Genomic DNA, 23,002 nt, shown 5'->3' with positions numbered 1-23,002 from the left:
AAATCCGTACGATACAGTTCTGGCAGCAGATTTTGCCGATTTGGAATGCGTAGCATCGGCAAAATCCCGTTGCTGGGCACACGTGTGTGAACAGTAACGAAAATACAGAATAAAGAAACGGTTCTTATGATATACTGTAGCAATGAGATCAGACAGGAAGCAGTATGAATCGGAACCGGACGCATCACAGAGGAAGAACTGTCTTTTTGTGCGCCGCCATCTGCCTGTGCATGGCAGGATTGGCGGGGAGACTGTTCTTCCTCATGCTGTATAAAGCGGATTATTACAGCCAGATGGCGGAGGAGCTGCATCAGCGGGAGCGCAGTATCAAAGCGCCGCGCGGGCGGATCCTTGACCGGAACGGAACGGTGATCGCTGATAACCGGACTGTGTGTACTATCTCAGTGATTCATAATCAGGTAAAAGATCCGGAGACAGTTATCCGGGTTTTAAGCGAAGAACTGGGACTTCCGGAGGCGGAAGTGCGGAAAAAGACGGAAAAGCGATCTTCCAGGGAGGTGATCCAGTCCAATGTAGAGAAAACGCGGGGCGATGCGATCCGGGCAATGCGCCTGGAGGGGGTCAAGGTGGATGAGGACTATAAACGATATTATCCATATGGACGTCTGGCATCGAAAGTGCTGGGATTCACCGGGGGAGATAATCAGGGGATCATCGGTCTGGAAGTACAGTATGAGAAATATTTAAAGGGCACGGATGGCAAGATCCTGACGCTCACGGATGCAGCGGGGATCGAGCTGGAAAATGAGGCGGAGGATCGCATCGAGCCGGAGGCAGGGCGGGATCTGCAGGCGAGTCTGGATGTCAATATCCAGATGTACGCGGAACAGGCGGCGTACCAGACGATGCAGAAAAAGAATGCGAACCGCGTCTCGATCATCGTGATGAACCCGAAGAACGGGGAAATCTATGCAATGGTAAATGCACCGGAGTTTTCATTGAATGAGCCGTTTGAGCTGGTGACAGATAAAAAAAACGAAGATTCAGAAACAGAAGAAGACATATCCTGGAAGAATGAAGTGCAGTCACACGCAGCATCAGCGCAAAATAAACAAGCTCTCCTCAATCAGATGTGGCGCAATCCCTGTTTAAATGATACATACGAACCGGGATCTACATTCAAAATTGTGACTGCCGCTGCGGGACTGGAGGCGGGCGTGGTCAACCTGACTGACCAGTTTTCCTGCCCGGGATTTCGGATCGTGGAAGATCGGAAGATTCGGTGTCACAAGGTGGGCGGACACGGCGGGGAGACGTTTTTACAGGGAATGATGAATTCCTGCAATCCTGTTCTGATCGATGTCGGGCAGCGGCTGGGACCGGAGCGGTACTATCAGTATTTTAAGCAGTTTGGTCTGCTGGGAAAGACTGGGATTGATCTGCCGGGTGAGGCGGGGACGATCATGCACCAGCCGGATCAGATTGGACCGGTGGAGCTGGCGACCGTCTCTTTTGGGCAGTCGTTTCAGATCACGCCGATCCAGCTCATTACAACGGCATCCTCCCTGATCAACGGAGGCACGCGCATCACACCGCACATCGGGATCCGTGCCGTGCGGGCAGATGGTCAGGCAGTCCACGTGTTTACCTATCCAAAAGGGGAGAGAATCTTATCGGAGCAGACGAGTGAGACGCTGCGTTATATTCTGGAACAGGTGGTGGCGGAGGGGAGTGGAAAAAACGCCCGGATCGAGGGCTACCGGATCGGCGGAAAGACGGCAACCTCGGAGAAACTTCCAAGGAGCCGGAAAAAATATATTTCCTCATTTTTAGGGTTTGCACCGGCGGACGATCCGCAGGTGATCGCGCTTATCACCATCGATGAACCGGAAGGAATCTACTATGGCGGGACGATTGCCGCCCCGGTGATCCGCGATCTGTTTGAGGTCATTTTGCCGTATCTGGGGGTGGAGAAAAGAGGTTGATTATTCCCCTAAAAAGACGTATACTATTGAAGTGTATAATTTGAGGAACTATCTCTGTATACATAGGAAGATAAGTTAGAGGTGTGACATGGTAAATGAAACAATACTGGCGGTTATCATCGCATTTGTGGTCAGCGCAGTGCTGTGCCCGATCGTGATACCGTTTCTCCACAGGTTGAAATTCGGACAGCAGGTGCGCGATGACGGACCGCAGACGCATCTGAAAAAGCAGGGAACCCCAACGATGGGCGGTCTGGTAATTCTTTCCAGCATCATCATTACGTCTCTGCTCTATATCCGGGATTATCCGAAGATCATTCCGGTGCTGTTTATGACCGTTGGATTCGGCGTGGTTGGATTTCTGGACGATTACATCAAGATCGTGATGAAACGTTCGGAGGGCTTAAATCCGATCCAGAAGCTGATCGGACAGTTTGTGATCACAGGTATTTTTGCCTATTATATTGTAACCTCACCGGACATCGGAACAGGGATGCTGATTCCATTTACCGGCAAGTATTTACAGCTTCCGGTCTGGCTGTTTGTACCGGCACTGTTCTTCATCATTCTGGGAACTGACAATGGCGTGAACTTCACAGATGGTCTGGACGGTCTGTGCACCAGTGTGACGATTCTGGTAGCAACGTTCTTTACGATCGTGGCGATCGGGGAGAACAGCGGCATTAGCCCGATTACCGGCGCAGTAGTTGGAAGTCTTCTGGGCTTTCTTCTGTTCAATGTCTATCCGGCGCGTGTGTTTATGGGCGATACCGGTTCACTGGCACTCGGCGGTTTTGTCGCTTCCAGTGCCTTTATGATGCAGATGCCGATCTTTATCGCGATCGTGGGTCTGATTTATCTGGTGGAAGTATTATCTGTTATTATTCAGGTAACCTATTTTAAGAAGACGGGCGGAAAGCGCTTTTTCAAGATGGCGCCGATCCATCATCATTTCGAGCTCTGCGGATGGTCTGAGACCAGGGTCGTAGGCGTATTTTCGATTATTACGGCAATCCTTTGCCTTATAGCATACTTAGGATTATAGGAGGAAGATTATGAGTCAGAAAGTATTAGTAGCAGGAACAGGTATCAGCGGTATTGCAGCTGCAAAGCTCCTTCTCTCAAAAGGCGGAGAGGTAGTGCTTTACGATGGCAATGAAAAACTGGATCCAGAGGAGCTGAAAAAGAAATTTGACGAAGGCGCGACGATCACGTTCGTCCTCGGGGAGCTGAAAAAGACGGATTTGTTAGGCGTGGAGCTGGCAATTTTAAGCCCGGGCATCCCGGCCGATGCACCGTTTGTAGAGATGATTCGTGAAACCGGTATTCCGATCTGGGGCGAGATGCAGCTTGCATATCACTGTGCCAAAGGACGTATGGCAGCCATTACCGGCACGAACGGAAAGACAACGACGACTTCCCTGACCGGCGAGATCATGAAGTCATTCTATGACAGCGTATTTGTAGTTGGAAATATCGGTGAGCCGTTTGCATTCCATGCATTGGAGACAACGGATGAGACCGTAACTGTTGCAGAGGTATCGAGCTTCATGCTGGAGACCATGACCGATTTCCACCCGAATGTAAGCGCTATTTTAAATATTACCCCGGATCATCTGGATCGTCATAAGACGATGGAATGCTACATCGAGACGAAAGAGAGCATTACCAAGAACCAGAAAGAGGGCGATGTCTGCGTCCTGAACTATGAGGATCCGGTACTGCGTGAATTTGGTGAGACTTTAAAAGACATCAAGGTGGTATATTTTTCCAGTCTGCGTACCCTGAAACAAGGTTTCTACCTGAAAGAGGATGAGATTGTATACAACGACGGCGAGAAAGAGACCGTGATTGTCAATATCCACGATCTGAAGTTACTTGGCCGTCATAACCATGAAAATGTTATGGCAGCGGTTGCTATCAGTATGAACATGGGCGTTCCGCTGGAGAAGATCCAGAAGGTGATCAAGGAATTCAAGGCAGTTGAACACCGCATTGAGTTCGTAACCGAGCGTTTCGGCGTCAAATACTACAACGATTCCAAGGGAACCAACCCGGATGCAGCGATGCAGGCGATCAAGGCGATGCCGGGACCGACCTTATTAATTGCAGGCGGATATGATAAGCATTCCGAGTTTGACGAGTGGATCGAGAGCTTTGGCGGAAAGGTACGCTATCTGGTGCTCATCGGACAGACCCGCGACAAGATTGCCGAGTGTGCAAAACGCCACGGCTTCAATGATATCATGTACGCGGAAGATCTGCAGGAGGCTGTACAGGTATGTGCATCCTACGCAAATCCGGGCGATAACGTCCTGCTTTCACCGGCATGTGCAAGCTGGGGGCAGTTCAAGAACTTTGAAGAGCGCGGACGCAAATTCAAAGAGTTTGTGAGAAATTTGTAATACCAAGGTTCAAAGGTCGGAAATCCGACGCAAGATTGCTTGCAGGAGGAATTGTGACTTTTGAGAATTGCGGAGTGCAAAGCACGCAGCAATTCGGTATTGGAAGAATAAAGGCTTAATGTATTTAAGGGGGCTGTCGCAGCCGGCATTTGTCTGCGGCAGCCCTGATTTGAAGGAAAAACTGCCGTTTACAGGCAGAATTTCGAAACTGTAACAACAAAAAGCAGGGGAGTGGAAGTATGCCGGAACCGGGAAAAATTAAAAAGAAAAAACCACATCGGTTTTATGATTACAGTCTGCTGTTTACCATCATTTTCCTGACGGTATTCGGACTGATCATGATTTACAGCGCGAGCTCCTATAAGGCGCAGCTTGATTACGGCAATCCGGGATATTTTATGCTTCGTCAGGCGGGCATCGCGGGTGTCAGCTTTGTTGCGATGTATATCGTCTCCAAGATAGATTATCACTGGTTTGCGCGGTTTGCGATGCTGGGATATATCGTTTCATACGTGACGCTGCTTCTGACGCGTTTTACACCTCTGGGCGTGGCATCGCATGGTAAGAAGCGCTGGCTGCGCCTAGGACCGCTCCAGTTCCAGCCGACCGAGATTGTCAAGATTTCCCTGATTCTGCTTCTGGCGGTTCTGATTGCTAATCTGGGCGTGCGGATCAACCAGCTGCGGGCAGTCGGATTTATCGTGGCGCTGTCGGCGCCGCTGGCACTTTTAGTTACGGCGAACAACTTAAGTTCTGGTATCATCATCTGCGGCATCGTGTTTGTGATGCTGTTTGTGGCGTGCAAGATCAAATGGCCGTTTTTTCTCTGCATCGGAGGCGGCGTTGGACTTCTGGCGGTCGCCCCCTATATAGGGCATTTGCTGGTAAAGCTCCATATCCTGAAGGATTATCAGCTGGGACGAATCAATGTCTGGGTCAACCCGGTGCAGTATGCTCGTTCCGGCGGTTATCAGGTGCTCCAGGGTCTGTATGCGATCGGTTCCGGCGGTCTGTTTGGAAAGGGACTGGGCGAGAGTCTCCAGAAGCTCGGTTTCGTGCCGGAGGCGCAGAATGATATGATTTTTTCGATTATCTGTGAGGAATTAGGTCTGTTTGGCGCGATTTCGGTCATTCTGATTTTCATGTTTATGATTTACCGCTTCATGGTAATTGCTGGAAATGCACCGGATCTGATGGGTGCGATGATCGTGATCGGCGTGATGGCACACATCGCGATTCAGGTTATCTTAAATATCGCGGTTGTTACGAATACGATCCCGAACACGGGTGTTACGCTGCCGTTTATCAGTTACGGAGGTACGTCCGTCATGTTCCTGATGCTGGAGATGGGGATGGTGTTAAGCGTCTCGAACCAAATTAAGCTGGAGCAGTAGGAATATTTGGCGGAGTTACATATTTACTTCGGGAAATGTAGAAAATGAGAACCATTTTCTCTCGTTGGCATATAATAATACATAGATGCCGGTGGGAGGGGATTGTTTGGCTTTCATCGAGATTCACGGACCGTGCCGGATTCAGGGCGGACTCACGGTGCAGGGGTCGAAAAATGCAGTTTTGCCGATGATGGCGGCGTCGGTGTTAAACCGCGGAATTACCGTGCTTGAAAATGTCCCCAGAATACAGGATGTGTTCTGTATGATGGGGATTCTTGATTCTCTGGGATGCCGGTGTGCGTTGCACGGAAACCGTCTGGAAATCGATACTTCGAAGATGAATGGCTGGCGGATCGAGCAGAAAGCGATGGGGAAAATGCGCTCGTCCATTATGCTTTTGGGAGCGCTCCTGGGACGCTTTTGCGAGGCGGGGGTCTACAGCCCCGGCGGATGTATGATCGGAAAACGTCCAATCGACTGGCATTTGCGGGCACTCCGTGCGCTGGGCGCGGAAATACAGGAATCGGAGCCGGACGGCTTCCTGCATGCACAGACAACGGGACTTCGCGGGGCAGAGATTATTTTTCCGTTTCCGAGTGTCGGCGCGGTGGAAAATGCCCTGTTTGCCGCTGTGGCAGCGGTGGGGCGGACGGTTCTGCGGGGATGCGCGCGGGAACCGGAGATTGGACAGCTGTGCCATTTCCTAAATGGTATGGGGGCATCGATCCGGGGGATCGGGACGGATGCGCTGATCATAGAAGGCGGATTGCCGCTCCATGACAGCCGGTTTGTGATCGGCGGCGACCGGATCGTAGCCGGGACCTATCTTCTTGCCGCTGCGTCCTGCAGCGGTGAGGTGATCGTGGACGGCGTGCAGACACAGGAGCTGCGTGCATTGACCGGGGTGCTGGAGCATATGGGCGTTTCGCTTTATCAGGAACCGGAACTTATATATGTACACAGCGGACAGCGCCTGCGGGCGGTATCGGTGAAAACCGGACCGTATCCGGCGTTTCCGACCGATCTGCAGCCGTTTTTGATGGCGGCGCTGTCACGGGCAGATGGAACCAGTATGCTGCGGGAGACGGTATTTGAAAACCGGTTTGGCACAGCGGCGGAGCTTCAAAAAATGGGGGCGAACATCGAATGCAGCGGGAACATTGCCCGGATTGACGGAGTGGAAACCTTGCGGGGAGCTTTGGTGCGTGCCCGTGATCTGCGGGGCGGTGCAGCCCTGACGGTGGCAGCCCTGGGGGCGGACGGATGGACCAGAGTATCAGAATGTGAACATATTGAGCGGGGATATGAAGATATTTGCCGGGACTTGCGGGCATTAGGAGCAGAGATCCGGCGCCGGGAGGATGATGGAGATAGAGAAGATACAGATTGAAAAAAAGACAGAGGAAAAGGTATGGCGCCGCCGTGGAAAAAAACATATCTGGATCACGGCGGCAGCACTTCTTGTGGCAGCCGCGTTTTTTGTCGGTCTGTCGCTGCTTCGGATCAATACAATCCATGTCAGTGGAAACCGGCAATATACGGCAGAGCAGATAGAGGCGTCTATTTTCGATTCGCGGCTGAGCCGGAATCCGGTGTTCTGCTATCTGCAGTACCGCTTCCGGCCGCACAAGTCAATTCCGTTCGTGCAGGATTACAAGCTGGTGTTCCGCAGCCCGTCGGACGTGGAGGTGATCGTCTACGAGAAGAGTGTGGTTGGTTACGTTTCCTACATGAACAGCCGGATGTATTTTGACAAGGACGGCATCATTGTGGAGAGCACAAGCGAGACATTGCCGGGTGTGCCGAAGATTGCCGGACTTTCCTTTGGACATATCGTGCTGCATCAGCCGCTGCCGGTCGAGGATATCAGCGTTTTCAACGAGATTCTGAACCTGACGCAGGTACTGTCGGTCAACGAGGTTGCGGTGGACGAGATCCGTTTTAATAAGGAAAAGGAAGCGACGCTTCAAATCAGGAGCTTGAAGGTTGAGCTGGGAAGCAACAGTGAGATGAACGGGAAACTTTCGGAGCTGACGGATATTCTGCGGGATTATCCGGATCTGTCCGGAACCCTCTATCTGGACAGCTACGATGAATCGAATGCAAATCCGATGTACCGGTTTGATAAAAACTAGGAAGAATCGGCATAATCCGTTACTGGCACGTATGTGTGAACAGTAACATTGTGACTGGTTTATTGAAAATTTATAAAAGAAACGATTGATTTTTTGCTGAAAATCAAATATAGTATTAGGTAGGCTAGATTTAAAAGACCCTAATTTTAGTATAAAGATGATAAAACCGGAACAGATGGGAAAATGAAGGAGGAAGTATCTTGTTAGAGATAAAGATAAATGAAGCAGAGAACTCTGCCAGAATTATAGTAGTAGGTGTCGGCGGAGCCGGTAACAACGCTGTCAACCGTATGATCGATGAAGATATTGCCGGTGTAGAATTTATCGGTATCAATACAGATAAGCAGGCACTGCAGTTCTGCAAGGCGTCCACAGCTATGCAGATTGGTGAGAAGCTGACCAAGGGACTTGGTGCAGGCGCAAAGCCGGAGATCGGTGAGAAAGCAGCTGAGGAAAGCCAGGAAGAGCTGGCACAGGCTCTCAAGGGTGCAGATATGGTATTCGTTACCGCAGGTATGGGCGGCGGTACCGGTACAGGTGCAGCTCCGGTTATTGCACGTATCGCAAAAGATATGGGCATCCTGACGGTCGGCGTTGTCACAAAGCCGTTCCGTTTCGAGGCAAAGACCCGTATGAGCAATGCGCTCAATGGTATCGAAAAACTGAAAGCAGCTGTCGATACTCTGATCGTTATCCCGAATGATAAACTTCTTGAGATCGTAGACCGCCGTACCACGATGCCGGATGCACTGAAGAAAGCAGATGAGGTTCTTCAGCAGGCAGTACAGGGTATTACCGACCTGATCAATGTTCCGGGTCTTATCAATCTTGACTTTGCAGATGTTCAGACCGTTATGGTGGACAAGGGTATCGCTCATATCGGTATCGGTCATGCGAAGGGTGATGACAAAGCACTTGAGGCTGTTAAGCAGGCTGTATCCAGCCCGCTGCTTGAGACAACCATCGAGGGTGCAAGCCACGTTATCATCAATATTTCCGGCGATATCAGCCTGATCGAGGCAAATGACGCAGCCAGCTATGTACAGGAGCTTGCAGGCGACGATGCCAATATCATCTTCGGTGCGATGTACGATGAGAATGCACAGGATGAGGCGACGATCACTGTTATTGCGACTGGACTGGATTCCCACGGTGTGAACACACCGGTCGCAAAAGCGATGACTGAGTTCAAGACTCCGTTCAAGGCAAAGACGACTGGCAATACATACGCTCAGCCGGCAGCACAGACTGCAGCGGCAGCGCAGCCGACCTACAAGGCACCGACCTTCCGTGCACCATCTGCAGCAGCACCGGCACAGCCAGTCGCTCCGAAGGAAGCACCGCAGTCGGCACCGGCACAGCCGTTCCGCCCGATGCGCCAGGAAACACAGATCAATATTCCGGATTTTCTGAGAAATAAGAAATAATATAAGAGTGAGAGATGAACTGCTCTTGCTTTAGCAAAAATACAAAATATATACAGAAGCAGTTGTTTTTGGAAGAGACACGCATTAGAAGTGAAAATTTCTGATGCGTGTTTTTTTGTGTAATAGGAAATTCCTTGGAATCCCCTATTACACAAAAAGGCACATTCTTTTTTATCGTCGATTCAGACCTTCGACTTATGTCGAATCTATTCAAATTTTACGTTTTTCCCCCGATTTTTGGCGATCAAAACAGGCGTTTTGCGCCCTCGGTTTGACAAATTTTGCGGAACTTTTTTCTTATAATATCCCGTGTCGGACAGAAAGGTGGGAAGAGACAGTGACCTATCGTGTGTATGCGGATGTCATCCTGCTGCAAAATCTGGCAGCGGATTTCCTGCTTCTGTCGGTGGTGAAGAATTGCCTGCGTCTGCCGGAACGCCGGTATGGGCGGTTGGCAGGGAGTCTTCTGGGAGCCGTGTATGCGTTAGGAATGGTGTTAGCTCCGGTTCCGCTGGGATATGCCGGGCGGATGCTCCTAAGCGCCACGATGAGCGTGCTGATGGCATGGACGGCATTTTCCATCCGTAGGAAGTGGGAGGCGGCAGAAGCTGCGATCGGGCTTTACATAGCATCTATGCTGGCGGCTGGCTGCATGGAACTGGTTCAGCCGCTTGGAATACGGGTGAATCTTCTGTTCTGGCTGTTTACCGCGGGGGGCAGTTTTCTGATTCCATCTGCGGTGTGGCGGTTTGGTATGCAGCGGTGTATGAAGCTGGAACACCAGTACGCGGTAACGCTTTTTAACAAAGGCAGGGAGCGGCATGTGCAGGCGATTCTCGACACAGGCAACCATCTGACGATGCCGCTTTCGGGGCGTCCGGTGCAGGTGCTGGATGCGTGTGCGGCAGAGAGATTTTTTTCCTGGGAGGATGGTGTCCAATACATCCCATTTCGGAGTGTCGGAAAGGGCGGCGGCGTGATTCCGGCATATCAGGCGGAGCGGATGGAAGTGTCCGGTCAGGGCGGTATGCGGGTGATTGAGAAGCCGTGGATTGCCATTTCCCAGGAGGCGCTGTCGCAGAAGGGCGAGTATCAGATGCTGCTCAATGAAAAATATTGGTTGTGAAGAAAAACAGCCGTTATGGTCTGAACCATAGCGAACAACATAAGGGGGAAAAGCGTATGTTTATAAAAGTTTCAGTTCCAGGTCAGTTTCGTTTAAAAATGATGCCGTCGTTCCGGTCATTTCTGATGCACCGGGACGGGGAAGTTCATTATATCGGGGGAACCGATATCCTTCCGGCACCGTTTGACAGTGCGCGTGAGGCGGAGGTTTTAAGAAAATTTGGAACCAGTGAGGATAAAGAGGCGCGTTCGGCGCTGATCGAACACAACCTGCGCCTGGTGGTCTACATAGCAAGAAAGTTTGACAACACCAGCGTGGGCGTGGAAGATCTGATTTCGATCGGGACGATCGGTCTCATCAAGGCGATCAACACGTTTGACGTGGATAAAAATATTAAGCTGGCGACCTATGCATCCCGTTGTATTGAAAATGAGATTCTGATGTATCTCCGGAGAAATAATAAGACGAAGCTCGAGGTTTCGATCGATGAGCCGTTGAATGTGGACTGGGATGGAAATGAATTGCTTCTGTCGGATATTTTGGGAACGGATGAGGATATTATTTACCGGGATCTGGAGGATGAGACAGAGCGGAAACTGTTGAATGCGGCGATCGACCGCCTGAATCCGCGGGAACAGAAAATCGTGAAGCTGCGCTTTGGTCTGGGGAGAGAGCAGGAAGATGAAATGACCCAGAAGGAGGTTGCCGACCTTCTGGGTATCTCACAGTCATACATATCGAGGCTGGAAAAGAAGATTATGAAACGCCTCAAGAAAGAAATTTCGCAGCAATGCGGTCTATACACCAGCCGATAAGTGCTGGAAGAAACAGACCGATCAGGATGTAAAACGGACCCATTTCATAGCGGAAGGAGACCGGGAAGTTGGAAAGCGTTTCCGGTATTTCCTTCAAAATGAAGCGGGCATAGGCAAAATCGATCAGCTTGAACAGCGTGAAATGAATCGCCATAATGTCAAAGGAATGGCGTCCTAAAAAGGCAAGGACCTTTGCTAGCGGTCTGATGCGCTCGGACAGGTCGGAGAGCGAAAGGACGAAGTAAATTCCAATGATGGAGATCGGATAAAATAAGACGCCCGGAATGTGCATGCTTGCCAGATCGATGAAAATGTGAAGCTTTGTGTTCGTCAGGTGCAGAAGCAGGGCGCTTATCAGGCAGCCGTACCAGACCGTATAGTGGCGGAAATTGGAGAAAAACTGCTGCATCAGCCAGGCGATGAGATAGACCGGAACAACGAGCAGCGCCGCCTGCAGATTGTAAGGGAGCGGGCAGCTTCTCATATTTAAGAAGACACCGGCAAGACCAATCAGGATGCTTGCAAATGCACATGCAGGAAGCTTTACATTATCTTTCTGAGTGAAGCGGGCAGCTGCGCGTCCAAACCAGACGCATCCGGAAAAGAGCCCGGAGGACACCAGCCAGACCGGCAGAAACCAGAGGGCACCCTGAACCTGTTCCGGGGAGTTGAAGGAAAGACTGCTCATCCATGCCGCAAGCATCCTGGTATGGTTGTAAACTTCCTGTCCCGCATAGAGCCCGTGCGTCACAAAAAAGTTGTGGAGCAGGACAAAAAACAGCGTGTAGAACATATACCTGGGCCATGCACCGGCGAGACGGGAGCCGAAGTAGAGAAATGGTCTATCCCCGTATTTCGTTTCACTATAAAAATAGCCCGTGATAAAGAAGAACAGCGCCAGGTGGAATAGATAGACGAATGCCCCGGCGAAATATCCGGTATGCCCCAGCACGATCGCAATAATGCCCCATCCCTTTACGATATCCCAGTAGAGGGAACGGGCTTTTTTTTGTGTGTTCATGAATGGATCTCCTTGTGGTTAAATTCTATTTTCGTAACTGTTCAGTATCTTCGCAGTTACGCGCAAAAATCCCTGAAAATATATTTTACTATGGAACGGCAGAAAAGGCAAGAAATTGGAATGAGTGAAAACGGTTCTCATTTGTCCGGGTATAAATGAGCTTTGAATTGTTCATTCTAATGTATAGGTGACAAAACAAAAATCAAAACGATTCAACCGTTTGCGTTGATCGTCCATCATACGGAGGGAATGGAAATGCCGGTCTATAAAGTGGAAATCTGCGGGGTCAATACATCCAAGCTGCCTCTTTTAAGTAATGAGGAGAAAGAAGAACTGTTTCGCCGGATTCTAAAGGGCGATCGGGAGGCAAGAGAACAGTATATCAAGGGGAATCTGCGGCTGGTGCTCAGTGTAATACAGCGCTTTTCAGGCAGCCGGGAAAATGTGGACGATCTGTTCCAGATTGGCTGTATCGGCCTCATCAAGGCGATTGATAATTTTGATATTACCCAGAATGTCCGTTTTTCGACGTATGCGGTTCCGATGATTCTGGGGGAGGTGAAACGGTATTTGAGGGATAACAATTCAATCCGGGTCAGCCGGTCGCTTCGCGATACGGCATACAAAGCGATCTATACCCGTGAAAATCTGCTGAAAAAGCAGTCAAAGGAGCCGACACTCTGCGAGATTGCCAAAGAATTGGGAGTCAGCAAAGAGGAGATAGCGTATGCGCTCGATGCTATCCAGAGCCCGGTCAGCCTGTACGAACCGGTCTATACGGACGGCGGCGATCCGCTCTACGTGATGGATCAGCTCAGTGACAAGAAAAATTCAGAGGAACATTGGGTCGAGGATCTGTCGCTGGGGGAGGCGATGCAGCGCCTGCCGGATCGGGAACGCCGCATTATTGATATGCGCTTTTTTGAGGGAAAGACCCAGACAGAGGTTGCCGAAGAAATCCATATTTCGCAGGCGCAGGTGTCACGGCTGGAGAAGAGTGCGTTAAAAAGCATGAAGCATTATTTGAGCTGAATGTTGATAGGGATTGCGTTATAGAGATTGTGTGAGATTCTTCTGATTGATTGTTTGGCGGCTCTGTGTTAAAATATAGAGGATATAGTCTGCAAAAAGAATCTGAAAATCAAGCAGATGACGGTTATCTGAACTGGGGTTGAGCGGAATATTCCATCTGATATAGTGATAAAGGCAGCTTGGCGATGCGACGCTCAGGCAGTCATGGACAGCAGACAGAGTAGAAAAGACAGGCGCGGGCGGATTGAGCCTCGCGCATGATAAAATGTACTCTCGGAGTCTTTTCTGCACTCGCTTTTGTGGCTGATTTTCCGCCAGCCGTACCCGAATTTCATCAACGTACGCACCGCGTACGCCTCAGAAATTTGGGCACAGCTGACAAAAAAACATCTCACAAAATCAAGCACAGAAAGATTCCGAGAGTACATTAAAAAGAGCCGGAGGAATTCAAATGGAGAAATTACGTGAGCTGATGAAAGAACATCAGGATAAAGCAGATAAAAAAGTGATGGGAGAGGTTCTGGAGCTGCTTCAGAGAGAGCCGGGACTGTTTGTTGTGACTGTCCATGCGACGAAAAACTTCTTCCTGGGTGCAGAGAACGGCAAGGCGGCTGCTTTCCTTTACACCAGCCGCGAGTATGCAGATGAGTTCGTGAAAGGGCTGGAGATGGTCGGCGTAGAGACGAAGGTACTGGAGATCCGCCCATTACAGCGTATTTCCTTTTTCAACGACCTCTACCGCAGCGGTTTTGAGGCAGTTGTGATCGACAAGGGACAGGAAAATCATATGTCCATGTCGCTGTTCAGCATCATCGAGAAACCAAAGGATACATCCGAGATCGTGATGAACCCGTCCCTGGTCCGTTCTGCAAATCAGTTCTATCAGGCACTGGTACAGCACCAGGCATTCCCACAGATGCAGGATCTGATGTGCAAAGAGCTTTACGGTGCGCGTCTGCTGGTTCCAGTTGCTGACCCGCAGAAGACGACGGCAGTACCGGTTCTGACCACCGGAAAGGGTGTACGCTATTACCCGGCATTTACGGATTTAGTAGAATTTGGCAAATTTGACCGTAAACACCAGTTTGGAGCAATGGAAGTCCGCTTCCGCGATCTGAAAAAATATCTGGATTACGTGAATGGAATCGTGGTAAATCCGTTTGGATTTGCACTCCGTCTGGACGGCGAGAAGCTGGATCGGATTGAGAAAGAGAATATGAAGCTGAAGGTTGTAAAATAAATGCTGCTGTGACCGTGACCGGTAATGAATAGATGTCAGCATAATAAACTGTGATAAAAAGGCTGTCTCCCATCAGAATGTATCATATAGATGCATCTGCCGAGAGACAGCCTTTTTGATTATTCGGTTCTCCTGTTTTTTTCATATAAATGTAGTAATCCCTTCATCAACAGCGCCCCATCATACGTGATCGTATGCGAACAGAGCGGCAGGACAATCTTGGAGATGCCGCCGGTGGCGATGATGGAAGTTTTCTCTCCGAGTTCTTCCTCGATGCGATCCAGCATACCGTCGATCATCGCGGCATTGCCAAATATGACGCCGCTTCTCATGCAGTCTATGGTATTTTTGCCAATGACACGGCGCGGCGTATCGAGGCTGATGCGCGGCAGCTGGGCAGTGCTGGCGCTCATGCTGTCGAGGGAAACGCGAAGTCCCGGCAGGATCGCGCCGCCGACATAGCGTCCGTTTTTGTCGATGACAGACATGGTCGTAGCGGTTCCCATTTCGATGATGATGATTGGCGGTTCATGCTCTGCAAGGGCACCGACTGCGTTTACGATCATATCGCTGCCGACGGATTTCGGGTTGTCCATCAGGATGTTTAAGCCGGTTTTCATGCCGGAACCGACCAGCATTGCGTTTAGTCCCGTTATTTTACGGATGGCGGCAAGAATCGTCCGGTTAAGCGGCGGAACGACCGAGGAGACGATCGCACCATCAAGCTGATCTGGGGCGATATGGTAAATTTCAAGAATACTTTTCAGTGCCACGGCATATTCCAGATTCGGTTTTCCGATGGTGGTCGTGATGCGTTCTACAAAATACGTTTTTTTTGCGTCGATCACGCCGATAATAATGTTGGTGTTTCCAACGTCGATAGCTAGAATCATAAAATAACTCCTTTATATCTCCTGCATCTCTACAATAATCAACATCTCTTATAAAATGTTGATTGTATAGTTATCGCAACGGTTTCATATGTTCAACTGTTACTATTTATTATATATCCACGTTAATAGTATGATTATATGTTTTTTAAAGGAAAGGATCAAGAAGAAGATGAAAAATGTTTTTAAGATCTGTTACCGATCGCGCGTGAGTGAACCGTAACTTGGACTTGCGTATTCGTTTAAAATAATATAGAATAAATACGTTTAGACAAAGTTGAAGAATGGTAGTAAGTTTGGAGGAAGATTTTTTTGGAAAATATAGCGGAGCAGATCAAAAAACGGCGTACATTCGCCATTATTTCCCACCCGGATGCTGGTAAGACAACCCTGACGGAGAAGTTTCTTCTCTACGGAGGCGCGATCAACCTGGCTGGTACGGTCAAGGGAAGAAAAGCGGCCAAGCACGCGGTTTCTGACTGGATGGAGATAGAGAAGGAGAGAGGTATTTCGGTTACCTCTTCCGTATTACAGTTTAATTATGAGGGATTCTGCATCAATATCCTGGATACACCAGGACATCAGGATTTCTCGGAGGATACCTACCGTACTCTGATGGCAGCCGATTCGGCGGTCATGGTCATCGATGGTTCTAAGGGTGTCGAGGCGCAGACGATCAAGCTTTTCAAGGTTTGCGTTATGCGCCACATCCCGATTTTTACCTTTATCAACAAGATGGATCGCGAGGCGCGTGATCCGTTTGAGTTAATGGATGAGATCGAGAGCGTGCTCGGCATCCGTACCTGCCCGGTCAACTGGCCGATCGGCTGTGGTAAGAATTTCAAGGGCGTGTATGACCGTGCCACAAAGAAGATCACAACCTTCACAGCAGCAATGGGCGGACAGAAGGAGGTCGCATCTGAGGAGTTCTCGTTAGAGGGCGATGAGGTTAACTCCATCATCGGTCCGGACTACCATCAGCAGCTGATGGATGATATCGAGCTTCTGGACGGCGCATGCGATGAGCTGGATATGGAGCGTGTCAGCCGCGGAAATTTATCCCCGGTATTCTTTGGTTCGGCGCTGACAAACTTTGGTGTAGAGACATTCCTGGAGCATTTCCTGAAAATGACAACCTCGCCGCTGCCGAGAAATACGACAACCGGCATGGTGGATCCGTTCTCTCCGAATTTCAGCGCGTTTGTCTTCAAGATTCAGGCAAATATGAACAAGGCGCACCGCGACCGTATCGCATTTATGCGTATCTGTTCCGGCAAATTTGAGGCAGGCATGGAAGTAACGCATGTGCAGGGCGGACGCAAGATCCGTCTCTCCCAGCCACAGCAGATGATGGCGCAGGATCGAAAGATCGTCGAGGAGGCATATGCGGGCGATATCATCGGTGTATTCGATCCGGGTATCTTCTCGATCGGTGATACACTCTGTACAGGTGAAAAGGTAGAATTTGAAGGCATTCCTACGTTCGCACCGGAACATTTTGCACGCGTGCGCCAGATGGACACGATGAAGCGCAAGCAGTTCATCAAGGGCATCAGCCAGATCGCGCAGGAAGGTGCGATCCAGATCTTCCAGGAGTTCAACACAGGTATGGAAGAGATCATCGTCGGCGTAGTCGGCGTCCTCCAGTTCGAGGTACTGACCTACCGTCTGGAAAATGAGTACAATGTAGAAGTCAAGCTGGAAAAACTTCCATATGAGTACATCCGCTGGGTAGAAAACGCTGACGAGATCGATGTAGCCAAGATTCAGGGAACTTCGGATATGAAGCGGATCAAAGACCTCAAAGACAATCCACTGCTTCTGTTTGTCAACAGCTGGAGTGTGGGAATGGTGGAAGAGCGGAATCCGAAGCTTAAGTTAAGCGAGTTTGGGCGTAACTAAAGCCATGCAGCGGAAAGCACCGTTTCAGCGAATGGAAAATTTATTTTTCAGGCGCTGAAAGGGGGATTTCTGCTATACGGCGCAACCGGACAGAGGTGTGAAACCGCAGGTTTTGCACCCCTGGGCATGGTAAAACAAGAGAGAGTCCCTATTGCACCCCTGGGCATGGTGAAACAAGAGAGAGTCCCCATCGTCCCATCTGGGCATGGCGAGACCATAAAAAAAGAAAAGGAGACATTTCATATGAGCAGAGTAGATGTAGTACGTGCAGCCATGGTAGAAGCCATGAAAGCAAAGGACAAAGCAAGAAAAGATTCCTTATCCATGCTGTTATCCGCACTGAAAAATGCGGAGATCGACAAGCGTTCCCCGCTGACTGAGGAAGAGGCGGACGCAGTTGTAAAGAAAGAGATCAAGCAGACGAAGGAGACTCTGGAACTGGCTCCGGCAGATCGTGCGGATATCCGCGAGGAGGCACAGGCACGTCTGGCAGTTTATCAGGAATTTGCACCGGAGGATCTGACCGAAGAGCAGATCGCAGAGGTGATCAAAAGTGTTCTGGCAGAGCTTGGCATTGAAAATCCGGCACCGTCTGACAAGGGCAAAATCATGAAAACCCTGATGCCGAAGGTAAAGGGCAAGGCAGACGGAAAGGTAGTGAACCAGGTACTGGCTGGAATTCTGTCCAAATAATAACCAAAGGAAAAGAACGAGGCGGAAGATTTATGTATAAAAAGAAAATCGAGCAGTATATCGAGGCGCACAAGCAGGAGATGTTAGATGACATATGCGCGCTGTGCAGCATCAACAGCGAGCGTTCGGCATACCAGGAGGGCGATCCGTTCGGCGAAGGTCCGAGCCGCGCACTGGCACAGGCACTCAAAATGGCGGAAGAGTATGGATTTTCCATCAACAATTACGATAATTATGTAGGAACCGCCGATTTAAATGACGGTGAGCACCAGCTAGATATTCTGGCACACCTGGATGTTGTCCCGGCAGGCGAGGGCTGGACTGTGACACAGCCGTTTGAACCGATTGTAAAAGACGGAAAGTTGTACGGACGCGGCACGGCGGATGACAAAGGACCGGCGGTAGCAGCTCTGTATGCGATGCGTGCGGTCAAAGAACTGGGAATCCCGGTGACAAAAAATGTCCGCCTGATTCTGGGAACAGATGAGGAGTGCGGCAGCAGCGATATTGAACATTATTATAAAGTGGAGAAGGAAGCGCCGATGACATTTTCCCCGGATGCTTCGTTCCCGGTTATCAATATCGAAAAAGGACGTTTCCCGGGGCATGTGACAGCTTCTTTTGAGGTATCGACGGAGAATGCGCGGATCCTGTCCATCGAGGCTGGCATCAAGATCAATGTTGTTCCGGGCAAGGCGCATGCGACAATTACAGGACTGACCGAGGAAGAGGTACGTCTGATGGCAGAGGGCGTGACGAAGGAGACCGGCGTACAGTTTGAGCTTCAGGCAGAGGAAGATGCGATCGTGATCACCGCAATCGGTGAGGGCGCACACGCCTCGACACCAGAGGAAGGCAAAAATGCGCTGGCATCCCTGCTTCTGCTTCTGGATCGCCTGCCATTTGCATCCTGCGGACAGACGAAGCTGATTCACAGCCTGACTGAGTGCTTCCCGTGGAATGATACCGAGGGCAAGGCGCTTGGCGTGGCGATGCAGGCAGAAGGATCCGGAGCGCTGTCTCTGGCATTCACAATGCTTACGATGACGGAGACACGGATGGAAGCGTACTTTGACGGACGTTTCCCGATCGGCGGCAATGATGACAACCTGTTGAAACCGGTGGAGGCAAAACTTGCGTCCCACGGCATGAAGTTAGAGTCCCCGCAGCTGCGAGAACCGCATTTTGTAGACGGCAATTCCGAGTTTGTCAGAACACTTCTGAATGCTTATGAGCTTTATACCGGCAACAAGGGCGAGTGCAACTATACCGGCGGCGGCACATATGTGCATGACCTGAAAAACGGCGTTGCATTTGGCGCGTCGATGCCGGGCGTGGACAACCGTATGCATGGGGCGGATGAATTTGCCTATGTGAGTGATCTGGTGGCAAGCGCGAAGATTTTTGCACAGGTGATTGCGGATTTGTGTAAGTAACAGAAAATTTCGTTTTTTCCGCCGTAAGAATTAAAGAAACCTTAATTGATTCGCCGCAGGTTCTATGTTAGACTGAAATCCACAACCGAGAGGTACTGTGCATGTTTGAAGACGGCTGCAGGAACTCCGGCGAGAGGGAAAGGAGAGAACGATTATGAAAAAATCATTCCATACAGTTAAAAAGGCAGGGATTCTGACGGCGGCAGCGGTTCTGGGAACAACGGCACTGGCGGGATGCGGCAGTAAGGCAGATACAACAGAGAGTGCAGCGGCAAGCGAGGCAGCAACTGAAGCGGCCGGAGAGGCAGAAGCATCGGATGCACAGCTTGTCATCGCAGGCGGAGACAGTGCCGGACTGATCGCGGCGGTTCAGGCGGCAGCCGAGGGCATGGATCCGTCGAAGATCCTGATTCTGGCACCGGGCGAAGAGCTGGCGGCAGATATGACGGAGATGGCACCGTATGTCAATGCAGCCGATACGGATGAGCAGTTCCAGGCGAATCTTACGGATGATTTTGAGATTTATCTGTCCGATATTATGACGGCAGGAAATAATACGAACAATTCGGATATGGCGGCATATGTATCGGAGAACAGCGAAGAGGCGAAAGACTGGCTTGCCGACACACTGGGAATGGAGTACGGCGATCTGACACAGGAGGCAGGTTCCTCGGTAGCCCGCAGTTTCCCGGCAAAAGAGGGAAATCTGAACGAGCTTGCACAGGAAGCGCTGCTTAAAAAAGTCGAAGAGCTGAAGATTCCGGTTGAATATAAGGCAGAATTAAAGAGTGTCGCTTACAATGAAGAAGGTGCCCTTGACCGCATCACTGTGACGGTGGACGGCAAGGATCAGGAGATTGACTGCCTGGCACTGGTAGCGACCGATGTTTCCCTGATTCCGGTTTTTGAGGAATCTCAGGTATACGAGGCAGATGGCAAGGCAGCAGCCCTGGTTGTCAGCAACAATGCGGAACAGCTAAACAAAGATAGCGGCGAGCTGATCAATGGTCTTTATGCAGCAGGTCCAATCCTGTCAGCGGCAGTAGACGGTGAAGGTGTGCTCTCCGGCAATGAGTTGACCGAGGCGGTTATGTTTGGTTCGACTGCAGGAACAGAAGCAGCGGTTTATGTTTCGGATAACCAGTAAAAGCTAAGCTGGTTCATATGTAATGCCATTTCTAAAACAGTAGATGATGCAGACGAAATAAATAGAAATAAAATATGGAACCTTTAAGAAGAAGGTTCAAGCAAGAAGCGGGTAAAAGCGAAAAAACTTTTACCCGCTTTTGGTATTTTACAGAAAACAGCACGGAACTGATTTGCAAAAATAAAATTGTTTTTATTATGGAGACAATACCTAAAAAGTAAGTCGGAACTAACTCTGTATCACTGAATTATTATAACTTATTCGCGATTCGATATATTTGTTTATAATAATCTGGCTTTTTGATACTATGTAGTCAAACCTCATGAGGAACACGAGAAATAAAAAACCATTACATAAGGGGGTATCACATGGTGGAGAAAACTAAAAATGGGGCGGAGAAAAAAGAAACTCCGTTGTACGTGAAAATATTCATTGCATTGTTTGCAGGTATCGCGTTTGGTTACGTCTTAAATTTTATGGGCGGCGTGGAGAATGAGATCATTAACGGATATGTCCTTCCGTTCTTCCAGTTCATTGGAGATTTGTTTATCAAGTTGATCAAGATGATTGTCGTTCCGCTGGTGTTCTTCTGTATCATCGACGCGGCGCTCTCACTGGGTGATATCAAGAAACTTCGAAGCATCGGCGTTAAAACCATCATCTGGTTTTTAGCAACTGGCGGTATTTCAGCAACCATCGGTCTGATACTTGCCAATATTATCAAACCGGGACACGGCTTGCAGCTGGGAACGGCAGAGACAGCAATGGAGGTGAAAGAACTTCCGGGTATCTACCAGACACTGCTTGACTTAATCCCATCCAACCCATTCCAGGCACTGACAAGTGGCGAGATGATGCAGATTATCGTCTTCTCCCTGTTTCTTGGATTTGCCATCATCAGCATCGGCAAGGAAGCGCAGCCGTTATGTGACATCATCAGCCTTTGCTCACGGACGATGTTTAAGGTTATCGATATGATTCTTGGAATCATCCCTTACGGCGTATTCAGTTTGATGACTGTAGCACTTGCAAAATATGGCGTTGCCATCTTCGGACCGGTTCTGAAATTCATCTTAACTGACTATCTTGCCTGCATCACCATGAGTATTGTTGGATACAGCATTTTCCTTAGCGTGATTGGAAAGGTAAATCCGATGAAGTTCTGGCGCAAAGCGTTTGAACCTTGGATGATTGCATTTAGTACCTGTACTTCTTCAGCAGCTCTTCCGGTATCGATGGAAGTAGCACCGAAGAAGATGGGCGTTCCGAGAGATATTGCGAGTTTCGTACTTCCGCTTGGATGTACCGCTCAGATGAACGGAACGTGTGCATACTTTGGTATCGTTGTTCTCTTTGCCGCACAGCTGTACGGCGTAGAGTTAAGTATTCAGCAGCAGATTATGCTGGTTGTACAGGCAACCTTCTTAAGCGTTGGCTGTGCAGCAACTCCGCAGATTGGTCTGGTTATCAGCTTAACCCTGATGACGCAGATGGGACTTCCGCTGGATGCATACGCACTGGTAGCTGGAATCTATCGTATCATCGACCAGATTCACACATCTACTAACTCTGTAGGCGACCTGATAGCATCTGTCTGCATTTCTCAGATGGAGGGCGAACTGGATCACGAGATTTTCAATCAGGAAGAAGCCAAAAAGGCAGCTTGAGTTTTAGAAAGAGACATCCCGGATTCGTATGAAATGTGAAATATATCTGGGCAGTAGTTATGTATGGAACCCGGAAAGCGGGGAAACGACAAATTTGTGCAGAACGTGAATCAAAGATGGAATATGGAACACCCGGTTCTGAAAAGTCCACGTTTTCCGGATAAAAAGGAAAAAAACAGAAATAATTCCCACTTGCAAAGGTGCGAAAATTTAAGGGAACCAGACAAAACAAGAAAAGGAGATTAAAACTATGAGTGATAACAGAATTATCGAATGTATGGAACGTGCACAGTATCTTCTTGGCAACCTGATGGCTGTTAAACCGGGCGAGGAAGTTTTGATTGTCGTTGACCCTCAGACCGATGAGAGAATGACCCAGGCGATGGCAGCAGCCGCTTTAAACTGCGGCGCTGAGTACGGCGTATACATGATGCCGATTCGTGGAAAAGACAAAGCAACCATCTTCCCGAAATCTCTGGAACTTGGCATGGATGCCTGCGATGTATTTGTCGGCATGACCACCGCATCCGGTGCAGCTATCTACAATAACCACCTGAAAGAGCTCATCAACCAGAAGAAACTTCGCGAGGTTTCCATCTGCTTAAGAAGCATCGATAACTTCACAAGAGGCGGCGCACTGGCAGATTATGAAGCAGTTTACGCAGACGGCGAGAAGTTGCAGGCAATCTGGAGAGGTCATAAGATGGCTCACATCACCACACCGGC

Annotated in this window: 18 protein-coding genes and 1 pseudogene; 17 read left to right on the top strand and 2 right to left on the bottom strand. The window is 49.6% G+C overall.

Features of this window, described 5'->3' with window-relative positions; translation table 11 throughout:
* The first annotated feature begins 164 nt into the window (after positions 1-164).
* The 9 genes from PG862_RS13395 (at position 165) to sigE (ending at position 11,248) form a co-directional block, all read left to right on the top strand.
* Positions 165-1,946, top strand: coding sequence for a peptidoglycan D,D-transpeptidase FtsI family protein (locus PG862_RS13395; RefSeq protein ID WP_333563220.1), 1,782 nt, complete (start codon positions 165-167; stop codon positions 1,944-1,946).
* 88 nt (positions 1,947-2,034) lie between these two features.
* Complete coding sequence (gene mraY, locus PG862_RS13390; RefSeq protein ID WP_022360215.1) at positions 2,035-2,991, top strand: phospho-N-acetylmuramoyl-pentapeptide-transferase; 957 nt, start codon at positions 2,035-2,037, stop codon at positions 2,989-2,991.
* A 10-nt stretch (positions 2,992-3,001) separates the two neighbouring features.
* Positions 3,002-4,351, top strand: coding sequence for a UDP-N-acetylmuramoyl-L-alanine--D-glutamate ligase (gene murD, locus PG862_RS13385; RefSeq protein WP_270707751.1), 1,350 nt, complete (start codon positions 3,002-3,004; stop codon positions 4,349-4,351).
* Positions 4,352-4,590: 239 nt separating this feature from the next.
* Positions 4,591-5,745, top strand: coding sequence for an FtsW/RodA/SpoVE family cell cycle protein (locus PG862_RS13380; protein ID WP_117795227.1), 1,155 nt, complete (start codon positions 4,591-4,593; stop codon positions 5,743-5,745).
* Positions 5,746-5,851: 106 nt separating this feature from the next.
* Positions 5,852-7,135, top strand: coding sequence for a UDP-N-acetylglucosamine 1-carboxyvinyltransferase (murA, locus tag PG862_RS13375; protein ID WP_118628888.1), 1,284 nt, complete (start codon positions 5,852-5,854; stop codon positions 7,133-7,135).
* Positions 7,107-7,880, top strand: coding sequence for a cell division protein FtsQ/DivIB (locus PG862_RS13370; RefSeq protein WP_207722914.1), 774 nt, complete (start codon positions 7,107-7,109; stop codon positions 7,878-7,880). Before murA ends, PG862_RS13370 begins: the two co-directional genes overlap by 29 nt.
* 200 nt (positions 7,881-8,080) lie before the next feature.
* A complete protein-coding gene (ftsZ, locus tag PG862_RS13365; RefSeq protein WP_022360220.1) occupies positions 8,081-9,307 on the top strand; it encodes a cell division protein FtsZ in 1,227 nt (408 codons plus the stop codon).
* 337 nt (positions 9,308-9,644) lie between these two features.
* Entirely contained in the window at positions 9,645-10,433 is a 789-nt protein-coding gene (locus tag PG862_RS13360) for a sigma-E processing peptidase SpoIIGA (RefSeq protein ID WP_270707747.1), read from the top strand.
* A gap of 56 nt (positions 10,434-10,489) precedes the next feature.
* Positions 10,490-11,248, top strand: a complete 759-nt coding sequence (sigE, locus tag PG862_RS13355; protein ID WP_270707742.1) for an RNA polymerase sporulation sigma factor SigE — start codon at positions 10,490-10,492, stop codon at positions 11,246-11,248.
* Here sigE and PG862_RS13350 read toward each other — a convergent pair.
* A complete protein-coding gene (locus PG862_RS13350) occupies positions 11,202-12,269 on the bottom strand; it encodes an acyltransferase family protein (RefSeq protein WP_270707741.1) in 1,068 nt (355 codons plus the stop codon). The genes sigE and PG862_RS13350 overlap by 47 nt on opposite strands.
* Positions 12,270-12,524: 255 nt before the next feature.
* Between PG862_RS13350 and sigG the strand changes: the two genes are divergently transcribed.
* Positions 12,525-13,301: an RNA polymerase sporulation sigma factor SigG gene (sigG, locus tag PG862_RS13345; protein WP_106999731.1), complete on the top strand. Its 777-nt coding sequence runs from the start codon at positions 12,525-12,527 to the stop codon at positions 13,299-13,301.
* A gap of 451 nt (positions 13,302-13,752) precedes the next feature.
* Positions 13,753-14,541 carry an SseB family protein gene (locus PG862_RS13340; RefSeq protein WP_022360225.1) on the top strand — a complete coding sequence of 263 codons (789 nt, stop codon included), beginning with the start codon at positions 13,753-13,755 and terminating at the stop codon, positions 14,539-14,541.
* Positions 14,542-14,660: 119 nt separating this feature from the next.
* On the opposite strand, the gene PG862_RS13335 is transcribed toward PG862_RS13340, so the two are convergent.
* On the bottom strand, positions 14,661-15,434 hold the full coding sequence (locus PG862_RS13335; RefSeq protein ID WP_106999733.1) for a type III pantothenate kinase: 774 nt from the start codon (positions 15,432-15,434) through the stop codon (positions 14,661-14,663).
* Between the two features lie 309 nt (positions 15,435-15,743).
* Between PG862_RS13335 and PG862_RS13330 the strand changes: the two genes are divergently transcribed.
* From PG862_RS13330 to PG862_RS13305, 6 genes and pseudogenes are all read left to right on the top strand, one after another.
* A complete protein-coding gene (locus PG862_RS13330) occupies positions 15,744-17,333 on the top strand; it encodes a peptide chain release factor 3 (RefSeq protein ID WP_118467550.1) in 1,590 nt (529 codons plus the stop codon).
* 243 nt (positions 17,334-17,576) lie between these two features.
* Entirely contained in the window at positions 17,577-18,026 is a 450-nt protein-coding gene (locus PG862_RS13325; protein WP_022360228.1) for a GatB/YqeY domain-containing protein, read from the top strand.
* Between the two features lie 32 nt (positions 18,027-18,058).
* The gene (gene pepV / locus PG862_RS13320; protein ID WP_118491213.1) at positions 18,059-19,462 is read left to right on the top strand and encodes a dipeptidase PepV; all 1,404 of its coding nucleotides are present in this window, start codon (positions 18,059-18,061) and stop codon (positions 19,460-19,462) included.
* 154 nt (positions 19,463-19,616) lie between these two features.
* Complete coding sequence (locus PG862_RS13315) at positions 19,617-20,609, top strand: FAD-binding protein (protein WP_118628885.1); 993 nt, start codon at positions 19,617-19,619, stop codon at positions 20,607-20,609.
* 368 nt (positions 20,610-20,977) lie between these two features.
* On the top strand, positions 20,978-22,276 hold the full coding sequence (locus PG862_RS13310; protein WP_270707735.1) for a dicarboxylate/amino acid:cation symporter: 1,299 nt from the start codon (positions 20,978-20,980) through the stop codon (positions 22,274-22,276).
* A 250-nt stretch (positions 22,277-22,526) separates the two neighbouring features.
* A pseudogene (locus tag PG862_RS13305) lies at positions 22,527-23,002 on the top strand (aminopeptidase); the annotation flags it as partial.

This window comes from Clostridium fessum, from assembly GCF_027698965.1.
In the GTDB taxonomy this organism is placed as follows: Bacteria; Bacillota; Clostridia; order Lachnospirales; family Lachnospiraceae; genus Otoolea; species Otoolea fessa.
The sequence above is the reverse complement of the archived record's forward strand: the minus strand, read 5'-3'. Positions and strand labels throughout refer to the sequence as shown.

Bases quoted from the DNA above. Each gene is read 5' to 3' on its own strand.
- PG862_RS13395 (WP_333563220.1), top strand. From the start codon at position 165: ATGAATCGGAACCGGACGCATCACAGAGGAAGAACTGTCTTTTTGTGC.
- mraY (WP_022360215.1), top strand. From the start codon at position 2,035: ATGGTAAATGAAACAATACTGGCGGTTATCATCGCATTTGTGGTCAGC.
- murD (WP_270707751.1), top strand. From the start codon at position 3,002: ATGAGTCAGAAAGTATTAGTAGCAGGAACAGGTATCAGCGGTATTGCA.
- PG862_RS13380 (WP_117795227.1), top strand. From the start codon at position 4,591: ATGCCGGAACCGGGAAAAATTAAAAAGAAAAAACCACATCGGTTTTAT.
- PG862_RS13370 (WP_207722914.1), top strand. From the start codon at position 7,107: ATGATGGAGATAGAGAAGATACAGATTGAAAAAAAGACAGAGGAAAAG.
- sigE (WP_270707742.1), top strand. From the start codon at position 10,490: ATGTTTATAAAAGTTTCAGTTCCAGGTCAGTTTCGTTTAAAAATGATG.
- PG862_RS13350 (WP_270707741.1), bottom strand. From the start codon at position 12,269: ATGAACACACAAAAAAAAGCCCGTTCCCTCTACTGGGATATCGTAAAG.
- sigG (WP_106999731.1), top strand. From the start codon at position 12,525: ATGCCGGTCTATAAAGTGGAAATCTGCGGGGTCAATACATCCAAGCTG.
- PG862_RS13340 (WP_022360225.1), top strand. From the start codon at position 13,753: ATGGAGAAATTACGTGAGCTGATGAAAGAACATCAGGATAAAGCAGAT.
- PG862_RS13335 (WP_106999733.1), bottom strand. From the start codon at position 15,434: ATGATTCTAGCTATCGACGTTGGAAACACCAACATTATTATCGGCGTG.
- PG862_RS13325 (WP_022360228.1), top strand. From the start codon at position 17,577: ATGAGCAGAGTAGATGTAGTACGTGCAGCCATGGTAGAAGCCATGAAA.
- pepV (WP_118491213.1), top strand. From the start codon at position 18,059: ATGTATAAAAAGAAAATCGAGCAGTATATCGAGGCGCACAAGCAGGAG.
- PG862_RS13315 (WP_118628885.1), top strand. From the start codon at position 19,617: ATGAAAAAATCATTCCATACAGTTAAAAAGGCAGGGATTCTGACGGCG.
- PG862_RS13310 (WP_270707735.1), top strand. From the start codon at position 20,978: ATGGTGGAGAAAACTAAAAATGGGGCGGAGAAAAAAGAAACTCCGTTG.